The sequence below is a fragment of the Variovorax sp. GW823-FHT04F07 genome (assembly GCF_058795995.1).
Genome location: NZ_JBXAIG010000001.1, coordinates 1,232,581 through 1,246,855, shown reverse-complemented (window position 1 = coordinate 1,246,855; position 14,275 = coordinate 1,232,581). Strand labels below are relative to the sequence as shown.

General features: G+C 68.0%; 18 protein-coding genes. 7 read left to right on the top strand and 11 right to left on the bottom strand.

The window, feature by feature from the left end:
• Positions 1-214 precede the first annotated feature (214 nt).
• On the top strand, positions 215-1,087 hold the full coding sequence (locus tag AC1RAA_RS05910) for an alpha/beta hydrolase (protein ID WP_082818027.1): 873 nt from the start codon (positions 215-217) through the stop codon (positions 1,085-1,087).
• Between the two features lie 46 nt (positions 1,088-1,133).
• Here AC1RAA_RS05910 and AC1RAA_RS05905 read toward each other — a convergent pair whose 3' ends face one another.
• Complete coding sequence (locus tag AC1RAA_RS05905; RefSeq protein ID WP_062472532.1) at positions 1,134-1,337, bottom strand: heavy-metal-associated domain-containing protein; 204 nt, start codon at positions 1,335-1,337, stop codon at positions 1,134-1,136.
• Between the two features lie 170 nt (positions 1,338-1,507).
• On the opposite strand from AC1RAA_RS05905, the gene AC1RAA_RS05900 reads away from it, so the two are divergent.
• A complete protein-coding gene (locus AC1RAA_RS05900; protein ID WP_492727101.1) occupies positions 1,508-1,954 on the top strand; it encodes a MerR family DNA-binding protein in 447 nt (148 codons plus the stop codon).
• Between the two features lie 9 nt (positions 1,955-1,963).
• Here the strand turns inward: AC1RAA_RS05900 and AC1RAA_RS05895 are convergent, their stop codons facing one another.
• From AC1RAA_RS05895 to AC1RAA_RS05885, 3 genes are all read right to left on the bottom strand, one after another.
• Entirely contained in the window at positions 1,964-2,410 is a 447-nt protein-coding gene (locus AC1RAA_RS05895) for an SRPBCC family protein (protein WP_487846821.1), read from the bottom strand.
• Positions 2,411-2,526: 116 nt separating this feature from the next.
• On the bottom strand, positions 2,527-3,408 hold the full coding sequence (locus AC1RAA_RS05890; protein ID WP_492727099.1) for an alpha/beta hydrolase: 882 nt from the start codon (positions 3,406-3,408) through the stop codon (positions 2,527-2,529).
• 49 nt (positions 3,409-3,457) lie between these two features.
• Positions 3,458-3,931 carry a GNAT family N-acetyltransferase gene (locus AC1RAA_RS05885; protein ID WP_492727097.1) on the bottom strand — a complete coding sequence of 158 codons (474 nt, stop codon included), beginning with the start codon at positions 3,929-3,931 and terminating at the stop codon, positions 3,458-3,460.
• Positions 3,932-4,053: 122 nt separating this feature from the next.
• Between AC1RAA_RS05885 and AC1RAA_RS05880 the strand changes: the two genes are divergently transcribed.
• Positions 4,054-5,082 (top strand): aldo/keto reductase, encoded by a 1,029-nt coding sequence (locus tag AC1RAA_RS05880; RefSeq protein WP_070060858.1) that lies wholly within the window; start codon positions 4,054-4,056, stop codon positions 5,080-5,082.
• A gap of 6 nt (positions 5,083-5,088) precedes the next feature.
• Here the strand turns inward: AC1RAA_RS05880 and AC1RAA_RS05875 are convergent, their stop codons facing one another.
• Complete coding sequence (locus AC1RAA_RS05875; protein ID WP_492727095.1) at positions 5,089-5,982, bottom strand: LysR substrate-binding domain-containing protein; 894 nt, start codon at positions 5,980-5,982, stop codon at positions 5,089-5,091.
• A gap of 77 nt (positions 5,983-6,059) precedes the next feature.
• Here AC1RAA_RS05875 and AC1RAA_RS05870 point away from each other — a divergent pair, with 77 nt between their 5' ends.
• Positions 6,060-7,232, top strand: a complete 1,173-nt coding sequence (locus tag AC1RAA_RS05870) for an NAD(P)/FAD-dependent oxidoreductase (RefSeq protein WP_492727093.1) — start codon at positions 6,060-6,062, stop codon at positions 7,230-7,232.
• Here AC1RAA_RS05870 and AC1RAA_RS05865 read toward each other — a convergent pair.
• Both AC1RAA_RS05865 and AC1RAA_RS05860 read right to left on the bottom strand, forming a co-directional pair.
• Positions 7,229-8,323 (bottom strand): oxidoreductase, encoded by a 1,095-nt coding sequence (locus AC1RAA_RS05865; protein WP_492727091.1) that lies wholly within the window; start codon positions 8,321-8,323, stop codon positions 7,229-7,231. The genes AC1RAA_RS05870 and AC1RAA_RS05865 overlap by 4 nt on opposite strands.
• Positions 8,320-8,724, bottom strand: coding sequence for a RidA family protein (locus AC1RAA_RS05860; protein ID WP_159271659.1), 405 nt, complete (start codon positions 8,722-8,724; stop codon positions 8,320-8,322). Before AC1RAA_RS05860 ends, AC1RAA_RS05865 begins: the two co-directional genes overlap by 4 nt.
• Before the next feature lie 139 nt (positions 8,725-8,863).
• Here AC1RAA_RS05860 and AC1RAA_RS05855 point away from each other — a divergent pair, with 139 nt between their 5' ends.
• From AC1RAA_RS05855 to AC1RAA_RS05845, 3 genes are all read left to right on the top strand, one after another.
• Positions 8,864-9,766 carry a LysR substrate-binding domain-containing protein gene (locus tag AC1RAA_RS05855; protein ID WP_492727089.1) on the top strand — a complete coding sequence of 301 codons (903 nt, stop codon included), beginning with the start codon at positions 8,864-8,866 and terminating at the stop codon, positions 9,764-9,766.
• Between the two features lie 8 nt (positions 9,767-9,774).
• Entirely contained in the window at positions 9,775-11,070 is a 1,296-nt protein-coding gene (locus tag AC1RAA_RS05850; protein ID WP_492727087.1) for an acetyl-CoA hydrolase/transferase family protein, read from the top strand.
• Between the two features lie 222 nt (positions 11,071-11,292).
• Positions 11,293-11,697, top strand: a complete 405-nt coding sequence (locus AC1RAA_RS05845) for a DUF4189 domain-containing protein (RefSeq protein ID WP_157755070.1) — start codon at positions 11,293-11,295, stop codon at positions 11,695-11,697.
• Here AC1RAA_RS05845 and msrA read toward each other — a convergent pair whose 3' ends face one another.
• The 4 genes from msrA to AC1RAA_RS05825 form a co-directional block, all read right to left on the bottom strand.
• Positions 11,698-12,402, bottom strand: coding sequence for a peptide-methionine (S)-S-oxide reductase MsrA (gene msrA / locus AC1RAA_RS05840; RefSeq protein WP_492727084.1), 705 nt, complete (start codon positions 12,400-12,402; stop codon positions 11,698-11,700).
• A gap of 87 nt (positions 12,403-12,489) precedes the next feature.
• Entirely contained in the window at positions 12,490-12,741 is a 252-nt protein-coding gene (locus tag AC1RAA_RS05835; protein WP_159271664.1) for a pentapeptide MXKDX repeat protein, read from the bottom strand.
• Between the two features lie 108 nt (positions 12,742-12,849).
• The gene (locus tag AC1RAA_RS05830) at positions 12,850-13,644 is read right to left on the bottom strand and encodes a molybdopterin-dependent oxidoreductase (RefSeq protein WP_492727082.1); all 795 of its coding nucleotides are present in this window, start codon (positions 13,642-13,644) and stop codon (positions 12,850-12,852) included.
• The gene (locus AC1RAA_RS05825) at positions 13,641-14,264 is read right to left on the bottom strand and encodes a cytochrome b/b6 domain-containing protein (RefSeq protein ID WP_492727080.1); all 624 of its coding nucleotides are present in this window, start codon (positions 14,262-14,264) and stop codon (positions 13,641-13,643) included. The genes AC1RAA_RS05830 and AC1RAA_RS05825 overlap by 4 nt, the downstream gene beginning before the upstream one ends.
• Positions 14,265-14,275 lie beyond the last annotated feature (11 nt).

Here is a 14,275-nt window from a genome sequence, read left to right as displayed (position 1 = left end):
CCCTTGTGGGGCGCCGTGTTCGGGGCCGTTCGGGCGCGGTCTTCAGGGATTTCCCTGATGCTGTCGTTTCATCCCCACGGGCAGGGGATCGGGCGCTTTGGAAACGAACGAATTAACGGCGATGGCCGGGTTGCATGGCGACATTGACGGCCTTCAGGCCAGCCCTGAGTATCCCGAGCGGTGCGATTGGCACCGGGGAACGAGGAACCAAAAAATGAGACAGGAATGGCTTCGCCGCGCGTGCGCGGTGATGGGCGGCTTTGTGCTGGTTGCGGCCCTGTCCGCCTGCGGCGGCGGTGGGGGCGGAGGAGGTGGCGGGGGCGGCGTGCCGCTGATCCTGCCGCCGACGGGCACGGCGCCGGTGCAGCCGGCGCCTTCGGCCAATGGCCGGGTGGTGTCGGACACCGTGACGTCGAGCGTCAATGGCGTGCGCTACCCGATCGAGGTGTTCATTCCGGCGGCCTACGACAGCAGCAGCGATGCCGTGCCGATCATCTACGCCTTCGACGGCGACGCGACCAACGGCCTGCCCGACACGCGCTTCACGAACCTCAAGAACGTGCTGCTCAAGCGTGGCACCAAGGCCATCCTCGTGGGCATCGGCTACACCGCGCGCCGGCAGGAGGACTACAACTTTCCGGGCGCCAACGCGTACCACACCTTCCTCACGAAGGACCTGGTGCCGTTCATCGAATCGAAGTACCGCGCGGACCCGAAGAAACGCATGCTCACCGGCCTGTCGACCAGCGGCAACCTCGCGGCCACGGCGCTGTTCCTGGAGGCGCCGGACAACCTCGTGTTCTCGTACTTCATTTCCATCGAAGCGGCCTTCTGGCAGCAGGAGGCCGAGAACAACGCGCTCGAAAAGAAGATGTTCGACGCGCTCGCGGGCCGGCCATTGCCCGTGACGCTGATCCTGGCGCACTGCGCCAGCGGCTGCAACGAAGTGCCGGTGAAGGCGATGTACAAGCGGATGTCCGAACGGGGCTACGTGGGGTTGCAGCTCATCGACACGGAGTTCAATTCCACGCACGTGGGCACGGACGTGCTCGCGTTCGACGACGCGATCGTGCGGATATTCAAGTAAGGCAAGGCTTTGCGGCGAACCGGGCAAGCCGGTTCGCGCCACGCGCTCAGTTGGCGGAAGGACTCGGCGGGTAGCCGGCTTCCGTCAACGCCGCCACCAGCGAGGGGCGGTCTTCGGTGGTGTCGATGCGCACCGTTCTTTGCTTCACGTCCACTTCGAGCCTGGCCTGTGGGTCTAGGTCCTTGATGGCGCGGGTGATGCGGCCGGCGCAACTGCCGCAGGTCATCGACTGGATTTCAAACGCTTGCATGGGGTGAGTCCTTTCAAAAGAGTGACTCGCAGTCTCAAGCTTGGCATCGTGTGAAGGTCAAGCGCGTCGAACGCCTGACCACTGGCGTGCCAAGGTCATGCGCCGTTTGCGTTTGACTCTCTCATGGTGTGAAGGTTGAGACTTCGCGCTTTGGCTCGAAGGAGAACCCCATGGAACATCCCACGGCGCCGGCTGCTGCGGCGCGCTTGTCCCTTGCCGAGGTCGTTGCGCGCTCTGGTGCGTCCGCGCAGTTGCTGAGTGACTGTGAATCGCTCGGACTGCTCGACGACACGGCGCACGGCGGCCGCTACGACGAACGCGCGGTGTCGACACTGCGCTTCGTGCGGCGCGCGCACACGCTGGGTTTCGACACACCGGAAGTCGTCGAGCTGCACGCGCTGTGGCAAGACGGTCGTCGTGCAAGCTTCGACGTGAAGCGCGTTGCGCTCGAACGCGCCGACGACCTGGCCCAGCGGATCGAAGAGCTCGCGCACATGAAGCGCCTGCTGGAGCGCCTGGCCCACTGCTGCGAAGGCGACGAGCGCCCGGAGTGTCCGATCCTCGATGAGCTGGCCGGGCTCAAGGGCTTCGCCGGCTGCGAAGCACGGCGTGCCTGAGGCCGATCCTCAACCCGGAATGTTCGGCTCGATCAGCTGCGCCAGCGCGACCAGCGACTCCTGCCAGCCCAGGTAGCACATCTCGACGGGAATCACGTCGGGGATGCCTTCCTGCACGACGGACATGTCCGTGCCGCACGAGACCGCGGTCAGGACCACCGTGGTCTTCATCGTGCCCGGCAGGTGGGGATCGTCGAAGCTCGCGTCGTAGGCAATGCGCTGGCCGGGCACGAGTTCCAGGTACTTGCCGCCGAACGAATGGCCGTGGCCGGTGCCGAAGTTGGTGAAGGACATGCGCCACGCGCCGCCCACCACTGGCTCCATGGTGTGGACCTTGCCGGTGAAGCCGAAGGGCGGCAGCCAGCGCTCGAAGGCGCCGGGCTCCACGAAGGCACGGTAGAGCTTGTCGGGGGTGGTGCGCAGCACGCGGTGCAGGCGGACGGTGTTGGTGGCCATGGTTGCTTTCTCCTGATGAAGTACAGAGGACGACCCTCTATGCTGACGTCGGATGAGCCCGCTGCGATTCGACAGGGGGCAGGATCAGGACAAACCCTGAGCCCACACCCCGCGCCTCAATCGATGAACCGCGCGACGATGTCCTGGAACGACGGCAAGTCCATCTGCGTGTGGCCGCCCTCGTAGCCCTTCAGGCTCAGCTGCAGACCCTTGTAGTTGCGTGCGGCGATCTGGTCGCGCAGCGCGGTGATCTCCGGGCCGCCGACGTTGCTGATGGCATAGCCCAGCAGCAGGGTCACGGGAATGTCGCGGGTGCTGCTGTTGGCGTACATCTGGCTTTCGAGCGGATCGAGCTGGCCGCGCGCGCCGGCGGCGGGCGGGTCGGATGCGAAGAAATGCTGGAAGGTGAACGTGCCCGCCGCGCCTTCGGTGAAGAAGGCGATGAGCGTGAAGACGCCGCCGTTCGACAGGCCCGAGAGCATGCGCTTGCCCGGGTTGGCCCGGTAGTTCGATTCGACATGCGGCACCAGCTGGGCGACGAGGAACTCGTGGTACGCCTTGGCGCCCGGCATCAGGTAGTCGGTGTTGCGACGCGAGGTGCCGCCGATGCCGACCACGATGGCTTTCTTGCCGGCCTTCTCGAGGATGTCGGTGAAGTTCTGGAAGCGCGTCACGCTCTGGTTGTAGACCGCGTCGCCGTCGGTGATGTAGACCGTGGGGTAGCTCGCCGTGGCGCCGTCGTAGCCGGCCGGCAGGTAGACCTGGATCGGGTAGGTCGCTTCGGTGGCGGTCGACTTCATCGAGCTGCTGACCACCCGTCCGCGCCCGGTGTCCGCGGGCGGTGGTGTCGGCGTGCCGCCGACCGGCGGCAGCGGCAGCATCGCCACACCGCCCCCGCCGCCTCCACCACCCCCTCCGCCGCCGCACCCTGAAAGCCCCAGCAGCAGGGCGCAGCCCGCTGTGAACATGAGCCGGCGAAGAATCCCTCTGGTCTGCATGTGGTGTTCCTTGTTGGTGAGAACCGTGGTGGCGGAAGCCGGGGCGATCTTAGGGGGAAGGGGGTGCGGCTGTCGCGGCCGTTTTCTGCATGAACACACTCAACGGATCGTCCGGGTAGTCGCCGAAGCGCTCGCGCCGCGCATACCCCGCGCGTGCATAGAAGGCCAGCGCCTCGGGCTGGCTCACGCCTGTCTCCAGCCGGAACATCGCGCATCCGCGCGCCGTCGCTTCGCCTTCGAGAAAGCCCAGCACCTTGGCCGCGACGCCTTGCCCGCGGTTCTGCGGGCGCACGTACATGCGCTTGAGTTCGCCGTAGCCGGGGTTCATGACGAGCGCGCCGCAGCCGATGGCCGTGCCGGCTTCGTCACGTGCGACCGCGAACAGCACGTGCGCCGCCGACAGCGCGGCAAGGTCGATGCCGTAGTGGCTCTCGGGTGGGTACAGCGGCTTCTGGTACGCATCGAGGTCATCGATGAGCTGGACGACGTCGGGCTGGTTCGGGTTTTCGATCGAGATCTGCATCGTTCGATCGTAGCGAGCCGAAGCGCTGCAAAGCCCGACGCGCGACGGGGTTCTGCGCGGCGGCCAACAATGGCCGCGTCATTCATCTTGTTCGTTGTTCGTTCGATTGAAGGAGTAGAACTTTGGAATACCGTCATCTGGGCAAATCAGGCCTCAAGGTCCCCGTGTTGAGCTTCGGCACCGGCACCTTCGGTGGCAAGGGCGAGTTTTTCAGCGCATGGGGCAGCACCGACGTGGCCGAGGCGCGCACGCTGATCGACATCTGCATGGACGCCGGCGTGAACATGTTCGACAGCGCCGACATCTACTCGGGCGGCGCCGCCGAATCGGTGCTCGGCGAGGCGATCAAGGGCCGGCCGCGCGACCGCCTGCTGATCTCGACCAAGGCCACCTTCCGCAGCGGCGAGGGGCCGAACGACGTGGGATCGTCGCGCCATCACCTCGTGCAGGCGGTCGATGCGTCGCTGAAGCGGCTGGGCACCGACTACATCGACCTGTTCCAGCTGCACGGTTTCGACGCCAGCACGCCGGTGGAAGAAACGCTGTCCACGCTCGACGACCTCGTGCGCGCGGGCAAGCTGCGCTATGTGGGCGCGTCGAACTTCTCGGGCTGGCACCTCATGAAGTCGCTGGCGGTGTCGGAGCAGCGCGGCTATGCGCGCTACGTGGCGCACCAGGCGTACTACTCGCTGGTGGGCCGCGAGTACGAGTGGGAGCTGATGCCGCTGGCGCAAGACCAGGGCGTGGGCGCGGTGGTCTGGAGCCCGCTGGGCTGGGGCCGGCTCACGGGCAAGATCCGCCGCGGCCAGCCGTTGCCGGCCAACAGCCGCCTGCACGTGACGGCCGACATGGGCCCGCCCGTGCCCGACGAGCTGCTGTATCGCGTGGTCGAGGCATTGGAAAAAGTCGGCGCCGAAGTCGGCAAGACGGTGCCGCAGGTCGCGCTCAACTGGCTGCTGCAACGCCCGACGGTGTCCAGCGTGGTGGTCGGCGCGCGCGACGAGGCGCAGCTGCGCCAGAACCTCGGCGCGGTGGGCTGGAACCTCACGCCGGCGCAGGTGGCCGAGCTCGACGCGGCCAGCGCGACGACGCGCACCTACCCGTACTGGCACCAGCAGGGCTTCAAGGAACGCAACCCGAACCCCGTCTGACCGGGTTCAGTCGGGTGTCAGCCCCAGCACCCACTGCTTGAACTGCTCCAGCGCCCCGGAGGCCGGCCGGCCTTCGGGGTACGCGAAGTAGTAGCCCTGGTGCACGTCCAGGTGCCGGTCCACCGGGATCACGAGTTCGCCGGTGCGCAGTTCCTGCTCGATCAGGATGCGCGGCGCGAGCCCCACGCCCATGCCCGCCGCCGCGGCGGCCACCACCATGGTGAACAGCTCGTAGCGCGGCCCGCGCGAGGCGTGCACCGTGTATTCCCACTCCTGCTGCGCGTACCAGTCGCGCCAGGCATGGGCGCGCGTGCTCAGGTGCACGTGGCGGCAGCGCTCGAAGCCGGCTTCGTCCCACCGGGCCTGCGCGTCGCGGAACGCGGGGCTGCAGATGGGCACCATCTCGCCCTCGGAAAAGATCAGCCCGCCGCGCGTGTTCGGCCAGAACTGGTCGCCGAAGTAGATCGCCGCGTCGTAGGCGTTTTCCTGGAACGAGAAGGGCTGCGAGCGCGCCGACAGGTTCACCGTGATGTTCGGGTGCAGCCGGCTGAAATCGGGCAGCCGCGGAATAAGCCATTGCGTGGCAAAGGTCGGCACCACGGCCAGTTCGAGCACGAAGCCCATCTCGTGGCCGGCGCTGATCTCCAGCGTGTCGCGGCGGATCTGGTCGAGGTGGCGGCGGATGCGCGCGGCGTACTCGCGGCCCACGTCGGTGAGCGTGAGCCGCTTGCGCACGCGCGAGAACAGCGGCACGCCCAGGCGCTGCTCCAGCATCGCCACCTGGCGCCCGACCGCGCTTTGCGTGAGCGCCAGCTCGGTCGCCGCGCGGGTGAAGCTCCCCAGGCGCGCCGAGGCCTCGAAGGCCTGCAGCGCGCCGAGGTTGGGAATGTCTTTTCTCATCGCGCTATTCTGGCGGGAGCGTGCGCGGCCCGGGCAACGGCCCGGGCCCGCACATCGAAGACACGGAAAGGCATCTCATGCGGCGTGTGGCGATCATCGGCGGCGGGGCCATCGGCTCGGCCATCGCGTACTTCCTGGGCGCCGACCCGACGGGCGAGGCCTTCGACATCACGGTGGTGGAGCGCGACTTCTCGTACCGGCAGGCCTCGTCGGCGTTGTCGGCCAGCTCGATACGGCAGCAGTTTTCCACCGCCATCAACATCGAGATGTCGCTCTACGGCATCGAGTTTTTTCGCGCGCTGGGCGAAACGCTGCGCGTGGGCGACGACGTGCCGGACATTGGCCTGGTCGAGCCGGGCTACCTGTACCTGGCCTCGCCGGCGGGTGTCGAGGTGCTGCGAGAGAACCACGCGACGCAGAAGGCGCACGCGGTGGACGTGGCGCTGTTGACGCCCGATGAACTGAAGGCGCGCTTCCCGTGGCTCTCGACCGAGGGCATCGCGCTCGCATCCCTCGGCCTTTCGGGCGAGGGCTGGTACGACGGCTACAGCCTGCTGCAGGCCTTTCGCAAGAAGGCGGTGTCGCAAGGCGTGCGCTATGTGCAGGCGCAGGCGACGGGCCTGCAGCGCGAGGGCCGCCGCGTCACCGGCGTGCAGATCGACGGCGGCGACACGCTGCATGCGGACATCGTCGTCAACGCGGCGGGCGCGTGGGCGGCGCCGGTCGCGCAGTGGGCCGGCATCGCGCTGCCGGTGCACGGGCGACGCCGCAGCGTGTTCAGCTTTTCATGCCCGAGCACCTTGCCGGGTTGCCCGCTGGTGATCGACACCTCGGGCATCTGGCTGCGGCCCGAAGGCCGCCAGTTCATCTGCGGCTTTGCGCCGCCCGAAGACCGGGACCCCGACGACGCGCCGCTCGAAGTCGACCACGAGGCCTTCGAAAACTTCATCTGGCCGGCGCTGGCCGAACGCATCCCGGCCTTCGAAGCCGTCCGCATGACGGGCGCCTGGGCCGGCTACTACGAGATGAACGTGTTCGACCACAACGCGATCCTCGGCCTGCACCCGGACTGCGACAACCTCTACTTCGCGAACGGCTTCTCGGGCCACGGGCTGCAGCAGTGCCCGGCCGCAGGGCGCGGCATCGCGGAGCTGATCCGCTTCGGCGGCTACCGCAGCCTCGACCTGTCGCCGCTGTCGTTCGCGCGCATCCTCGAGAACCGACCGCTGCGCGAGAAGAACATCATCTAGGGTTGCTGCTCCGCCGGCTTGATGTCCCCCACGGGCGACAGCAGCGCCTGGTCGAAGGTTGCCAGCGTGCGGCCTTCCTTCAGCCGCTTCGGCCAGTCGGGGTTCGACAGCGCGCCGCGTCCCAGCGCCACGAAGTCGGCGCCGTCCGCGAGCGCCGCTTGCGCGCGCCCCGGGTCGTGCAGGCTGCCATTGGCGACGATCGCAAGGCCGGGCGCGTGGCGGCGCGCGAGCTGCAGCAGGCTCGGCCCCGCATCGCCGAAGGCCGGTCGCCAGGCTTCGAACTCGGTGACGTGCAGGTAGTCGATGCCGCTGTGCGCCAGCGCCCCGAACACCGTCGCCGCGCCGGCTCCGGCTTCCGGCCACTTGTGGCCGAAGTCGTTGACCTTGCCTTGCGAGATGCGCACGCCGAGCGGCGTCGATGCGCCCAGCAACTGCCGCACGGCGCGCGCCACCTCGACCGTGAGCTGCACGCGCTGCGCGAGGGTGCCGCCCCAGCGGTCGGTGCGCGTGTTGGTGTGGCCGCTCAGGAACTGGTCGAGCAGGTAGCCGTTCGCGCCATGGATCTCCACGCCGTCGAAGCCCGCCACTTCCATCGCCAGCAGCGCGGCCCGGGCGAAGCCGCGAATCGCCTCGGCGATGTCGGCATCGGTCATCGCGCGGGGCACCGGGTACTCGCCTTCGCCGCGGTAGGCCGTCATCTGCGTGCCCAGCGGGCGAACGGCCGACGGCCCCGCCGTGTGGTCGCGAAAGCGGTTGAACTGCGACAGCGCGCCCGCATGCATGAGCTGCGCGACGGCGCGCCCGCCCGCGCCCTGGATCGCCTTCACCACCGGGCGCCACGCGCGGGCCTGTTCGCCGTCGCTCAGCCCGGGCTGGCGGGCATAGCCTTGCGCGTACGCCGTGTCGGTGTAGATGCCTTCGGTGATGACGAGCCCGAAGCCGCCCCGCGCAAAGCGCTCGTAGTAGCGGGCCATGGTGCCGTTGGCGTGGCCCTCGGGCGAGGCGCTGACGCGCGTCATCGGCGCCACGGCGAGCCGGTTGGGCAGCTGCAGGCCGTGCAGCTTCGCCGGCGCGAGCAGCGGCGTGCTCATCGGGCGTCTCCGGGCGCGACGGCGATGGCCTCGATCTCGATCATCGCGTCGGGCGAGTACAGGCCCGAGACCTCGACGATGGTGTCGGCCGGGTAGGGCGCCGAGAACCACTGACGGCGCAACTCGACGATCTTCGGAAAGTTCGCCATGGAGGTCAGGAAGATCGTCACCTTGACCACATTGCCCAGGCCCGTGCCGGCGGCCCGCAGCACGCGGTCGAGGTTCTTGAAGGCCTGCTCGGCCTGGCGGTCGAAGTCGCCCTTGCCGACGATCTCGCCGTCGTCGCCGATCGCGGCCTGGCCGGACACGAAGACCAGGTTGCCGAGCTGGATGGCCTGGGACAGCAGGAAGGGCGCGTAGGGGTCGGGTTGCGTGTGGATCTGCTTGGGTTGGAGTTGCATGACAGGTGCCTTTGATGGTGAATTTCAGATCAGCCGTGGAAGTGGTTTCTTCCCGCGACCCCTGAAATTTAGGGACGAAGAGGGTGCCCGACAAAGGCTGATTTTTCAGCCGATGGATGAGTTGAGCTAATCTGTCCGCATGCGAAGACTTCCTCCCCTGGGCGCATTGCGCGTGTTCGAGGCCGCGGCTCGCCGGCTGAGCTTCAAGGCGGCTGCCGACGAGCTGCACGTCACGCCCACCGCCATCAGCCACCAGATCAAGCAGCTCGAGGAAACGCTCGAGGTGCGGCTGTTCGAACGCGGCACGCGGCAGGTGCACCTGACGGCCGCCGGGCACCAGCTGTTCCCCGCGCTGCGCGACGGCTTCGACAGCTTCGAGCGCGCCGTCGACGGCGTGCGCCGCCTGAAGGGCACGCGCATCGCCACGCTGTCGTCCACCGTCGGTTTCATGGCCCGGCGGCTGGCGCCGCGCGCGGGCACCTTCCGCGACCTGCACCCCGAATGGACGCTGCGGCTGGACGCCACCAACCAGGTCGTCGACCTCGACACCGAGGCCGACGCGGCGATCCGCTACGGCAACGGCCGCTACGCCGACCTGGTCGTCGAGCCGCTGTTCCAGGACCACTACGCGCCGGTCTGCAGCCCCGCGCTGGCGGTCGCGGCCAAGAAAGACCTGCGCGCCGTCTCGCTGATCCATTTCGAATGGGGCCGCGCGGGGCGCGACGAAACGCTGGCGCCCGTGTGGCGCACCTGGCTCGCGCGCGCGGGCCGCACCGACGTCGATGCGCAGGCCGGCCTGTCGTTCACCGAAGAGATCCACGCGGTGCAGGCCACGGTCGCGGGGCAGGGCGTCGGCCTGCTGAGCCTGGCGCTCGTGGCCGACGAGCTGGCGTCGGGCCTGCTGGTGCAGCCCTTCGAGTTGTCGGTGGAGAGCTACCGCTACGACCTGGTCTACAGCCCGCGCGCCGCCACCCGCCCCGCGACGGACGTGCTGCGCGACTGGGTACACCGCGAGTTCGGCGGCGGCGAAAAGAAGGCATAGTGGCAGGCATGACTGCCCAGACCCTGTACGCGCAAAAGCGCGTTTCCGCCGCCGATGCCGTGCGCCAGGTGCGCAACGGCGACATGATCATCGTGCCCACGGGCGTCGGCGAGCCGCCGTCGCTGCTCACGGCGCTTTCCGAGCAGCGCCGCGACTTCCGCGACGTGAAGGTGGCGCAGATCCTGGCGATGCGCAAGTACGCCTACATCGACCCCGAGACGGTCGAGCACGTGCGCCACGTCGCGCTGTTCTTCGGCGGCGCCACGCGCGCCGGCGGGCAGGCGGGCTGGATCGACTTCATTCCCAACTACTTCTCCGAGATCCCGGCGCAGATCGAGCGCGGGCAGATCGCGGCCGACGTGGTGTTCAGCATGGCCTCGCCGATGGACGCGCACGGCTACTTCGCGCTGAGCCTGGGCCCCGACTACACGATGGCCGCCGTGGCGAAGGCCCGCGCGGTCGTGCTCGAGGTGAACCCCAACGTGCCCTACGCACATGGCAACTGCCACGTGCACATCTCGCAGGTGGCGGCATTGGTGGAAAGCAGCGAGCCCGTGATGGAAGTCGGCCTGCCCAAGATCGGCCCGGTGCAGGAAGCCATCGGCAAGCACGTGGCCGACCTGATCGACGACGGCGCCACCTTGCAGATCGGCTACGGGGGCATTCCCGACGCGGTGGTGATGCAGCTCACGGGCAAGCGCGACCTGGGCATCCACACCGAGATGATCGGCGACGGCATCCTCACGCTGGTGGAAAGCGGCGCGGTCACCAACCGCCGCAAGAACTACCTGCCGGGCAAGTCGGTCGCGACCTTCGCGCTGGGATCGAACAAGCTGTACCGCTTCATGGACCGCAACCCGGGGCTGGAGATGCATCCGGTCAATTTCACCAACGACCCGGCGCTGGCGGGGCTGAACGACAACCTCATCGCCATCAACGCCACCATGCAGATCGACCTGCTGGGCCAGTGCGGCTCCGAGAGCCTGGGCCACGCGCCGTACTCGGGCACGGGCGGGCAGTCGGACTTCGTGCGTGCGGCCAACCGCTCGCGCGGCGGCAAGGCCTTCATCGTGCTGCCTTCGACGGCGAAGGACGACACCATCTCGCGCATCGTGCCCTCGCTGTCGCCGGGCACGCACGTGAGCACGAGCAAGAACGACATCAACTACGTCGTCACCGAATACGGCGTGGCGCAGCTGCGCGGCAAGTCGGCAAAGCAACGGTCGCAGGAGCTGATCGCCATTGCGCACCCGAACTTCCGGGCGGAGCTGACGGAGCAGGCGAAGCAAGCCAAACTGCTCTGAGTTTCGTGGGGCGCAGGGCGTGACTTAGGGCACTCCTGCGTGGCCCGGGCGCGGGCTACATTCGCTGCGATGAGCATCTCGTTGCGACACATCTTCCTGCTGGGCGCGGCCTGCGTGCTGTCCGGCCAGGCGTTCGCTTGCAGCGGACCGGGCCAGCCGGGATGCCCGCCACCGAACGCGCCGGGCTGGCCACACAACAGCCGGCCGCCACCCCGGGACACCGTGCCCATACTGCCCGGCGGCACGGGCCGCTACAGCGACCCCGACGAGTACCTGGCGCCGCCGCCGCCCGACCCCACCTTCTCCTACAAATGGGGCGCGTACGTCATCGACAAGTCGAAGGGCGCCTTCGGCGGGGTCGACAACCGGGCGACCCAGGCTGACGCAGAGAACAACGCCATCGCCCAGTGCGTAGGCAACGGCGGCACCGCCACCGGCTGCCGAAGCATGACGCTGACCTGGCAGGAAGGCTGCGGCGTGGTCGTGATGGGCCGCAACGTGCTGTCGATGAAAGCCAACAAGCTGCAAAGCGCGGCGCAGGCGGAAGCGATGGCGGAGTGCTCCGCGCATGCGAAGGACTGCAAGGTCGTTACCGCGCGCTGCAACGCGCTGGTCGTCAATCGCTGATCAGCTGGCCTTGGTCGCGCGCACCAGCGATGGCGTGGCCTTGTAGCTCTCGGGGAACAGCTTCTTCAGGTCGTCGATCTTCGGCAGATCGTGGATCGCGATGTAGGGCTGGTTCGGGTGCAGCGTGAGGTAGTCCTGGTGGTAGTCCTCTGCCGCATAGAAGGGCTTGGACACCTCGACCGTGGTCGCCAGCGGCTTGTTGCCGAAGGTCTTGGCCTGGTTCAACTGGGCGATGTAGGCGGTGGCGATGCGGGCCTGTTCGGCGTTTTCGGCGAACACGGTGGAGCGGTACTGCGGGCCGGTGTCGGGGCCCTGGCGGTTGAGTTGGGTCGGGTCGTGCGCCACCGAGAAGTAGATCTGCAGCAGCTTGCCGTAGCTGACCTTGCGCGGGTCGTAGCTGATGCGCACGGCTTCGGCATGGCCGGTGCGGCCCGAGCCGACCTCGTTGTAGCGTGCGGTGCGGGCCTCGCCGCCCGCGTAGCCAGAGAGCGCATTGCTCACGCCTTCGACGCGCTGGAACACGCCCTGCACGCCCCAGAAGCAGCCGCCTGCGAACACGGCGGTGGCGGTGGTGGCGCCTGCGGGTGCGGTGAGGTCGACCGTGGGCGCGGGCACGCGGCGCGCGGTCTCGGCGAAGGAGGGGGCCGCGTGCCAGGCGAAGGCGGCGGCGGCGAGCGCGCCGGCGGCGATGGCGAAGGATTTCATGGCGGTCTTTCGTAGGGAGCGCAGGAAAGGGACAGTGATCCCGATCCCGCCGGCCGTCAATGGCGGCGGGGTCGGGCAGACGGCGGCTTACTTCTTCATCTCGTCCTTGCCCATCGCGTCCTTCTTCATTTCGTCTTTGCCCATGGCATCTTTCTTCATGCCATCTTTGGCCATGCCGTCCTTCTTCATGGCGTCCTTGCCCATGGCGTCTTTCTTCATCCCGTCCTTGGCCATGCTGTCCTTCTTCATGCCGTCCTTGGCCATGTCGTCCGCGGCCAAGGCCGAGGCGCCGGCGAAGGCCATGCAGGTGGCGAGGAGGGTGGCGGTGAGCTTGTTCATGTCGGTCTTCCTGAGTCGAGGTTGGGTTTTGTTGTCGAGATCGGCCTGGTTCCCTGTCGGAATTCGGCCTCGCGCTTTCTTCGGCAGTCGAGCGGCTGTGGCAGCCCCTCAGCTCCCTCCGAACCAGTTGTAGCCCTGGTCTTCCCAGTAGCCACCGGGATAGGTGTTGGTCACGTACATCGCCTGGATGTGCTTGGGGTTCTTGTAGCCAAGCTTGGTCGGCATGCGCAGCTTCATCGGGAAGCCGTACTTCGGCGGCAGCGGCTGGCCGTCGTAGCTCAGCGTCAGCAGGGTCTGCGGGTGCAGCGCGGTCGGCATGTCGATGCTGGTGTGGTAGTCGTCCGCGCACTGGAAGCCGATGTACTTCGCGCTCAGGTCCGCGCCGACGTGGCGCAGGAAATCGGCAAAACGCACGCCGCCCCACTTGCCGATGGCGCTCCAGCCTTCGACGCAGATGTGGCGCGTGATCTGGTCCTGCTGCGGCAGGGCGCGCAGTTCGGCGAGCGTCCAGCGGCGCTTGTCGGCGACCATGCCGCTCACTTCGAGGCGGTAGGTGGCTTCGTCGACCTCGCGGACCTCGTCCTCGCCGTAGTAGGCGTTGAACGGAAAGGGGCGCGTGATCTCGGCTTCGGTGTAGGTCGGCGCCAGCCGCGTCGGGCTGAAGAGCCAGCCCTGCACCTCGTCGTTGAAGCGCGAGACCTTCGAGAGCGCCGCTTCCACGTGGCTGTCGTCGCTGATGCTGCAGCCGGTGAGCATCGACAGGCCGCCCAGCGTCAGCGAACGGCGCAGGAACAGGCGACGCGAGGGGGCGTCGAGCTGGCGCTCGATGAGGGTGCGGGCTTCGCGCACCACGGCGTCGCCGTCGACACCGACCAGGGGCGGGCGTTTGAAGAAGAGGCTCATGGGGTGTGGGGCGCGCGACCGCGCAGCATGGTGAGCAGGGTGCGGGGCACGAGCGCCACCATCACCAGGTGCACGGCAACGAAAGCCACCAGGGCGGCCATCGCCACGAAGTGGACGCGGCGCGCGGCTTCGTAGCCGCCCAGCAGCTCGCGCAGCAGCGGAAACTGCACCGACTTCCACAGCACCAGCCCCGACAGCACGATCGCGACGAGGTCGACGATCACGAACAGGTAGGCGAGCTTTTGCACATGGTTGTAGTGGCGCGGGTCGGCATGCGAGAGCCTGCCGCCGAGCGCGGCCCGCGCATCGCGCCAAATTCCGGCCGGCGTGAGCGGGAAGAACTTGCGTGCGAAGCGTCCGCTGGCAAGGTTCAGCACCAGGTAGACGAGCCCGTTGAACACCAGCAGCCACATCGCCGCGAAGTGCCACTGCAGCGCGCCGCCGAGCCAGCCGCCCAGCGTGATCGAGGCCGGGAAGCGAAAGGCAAAGAAGGGCGCCGCGTTGTAGATGCGCCAGCCGCTGGTCACCAGCACCAGCACGGCCAGCGCATTGAGCCAGTGCGTGACGCGCATCCACGGCGGGTGGATCGGTCGGTGGTCGGGGGCGGAGCGTGTCTGCATGGCCCGGATTG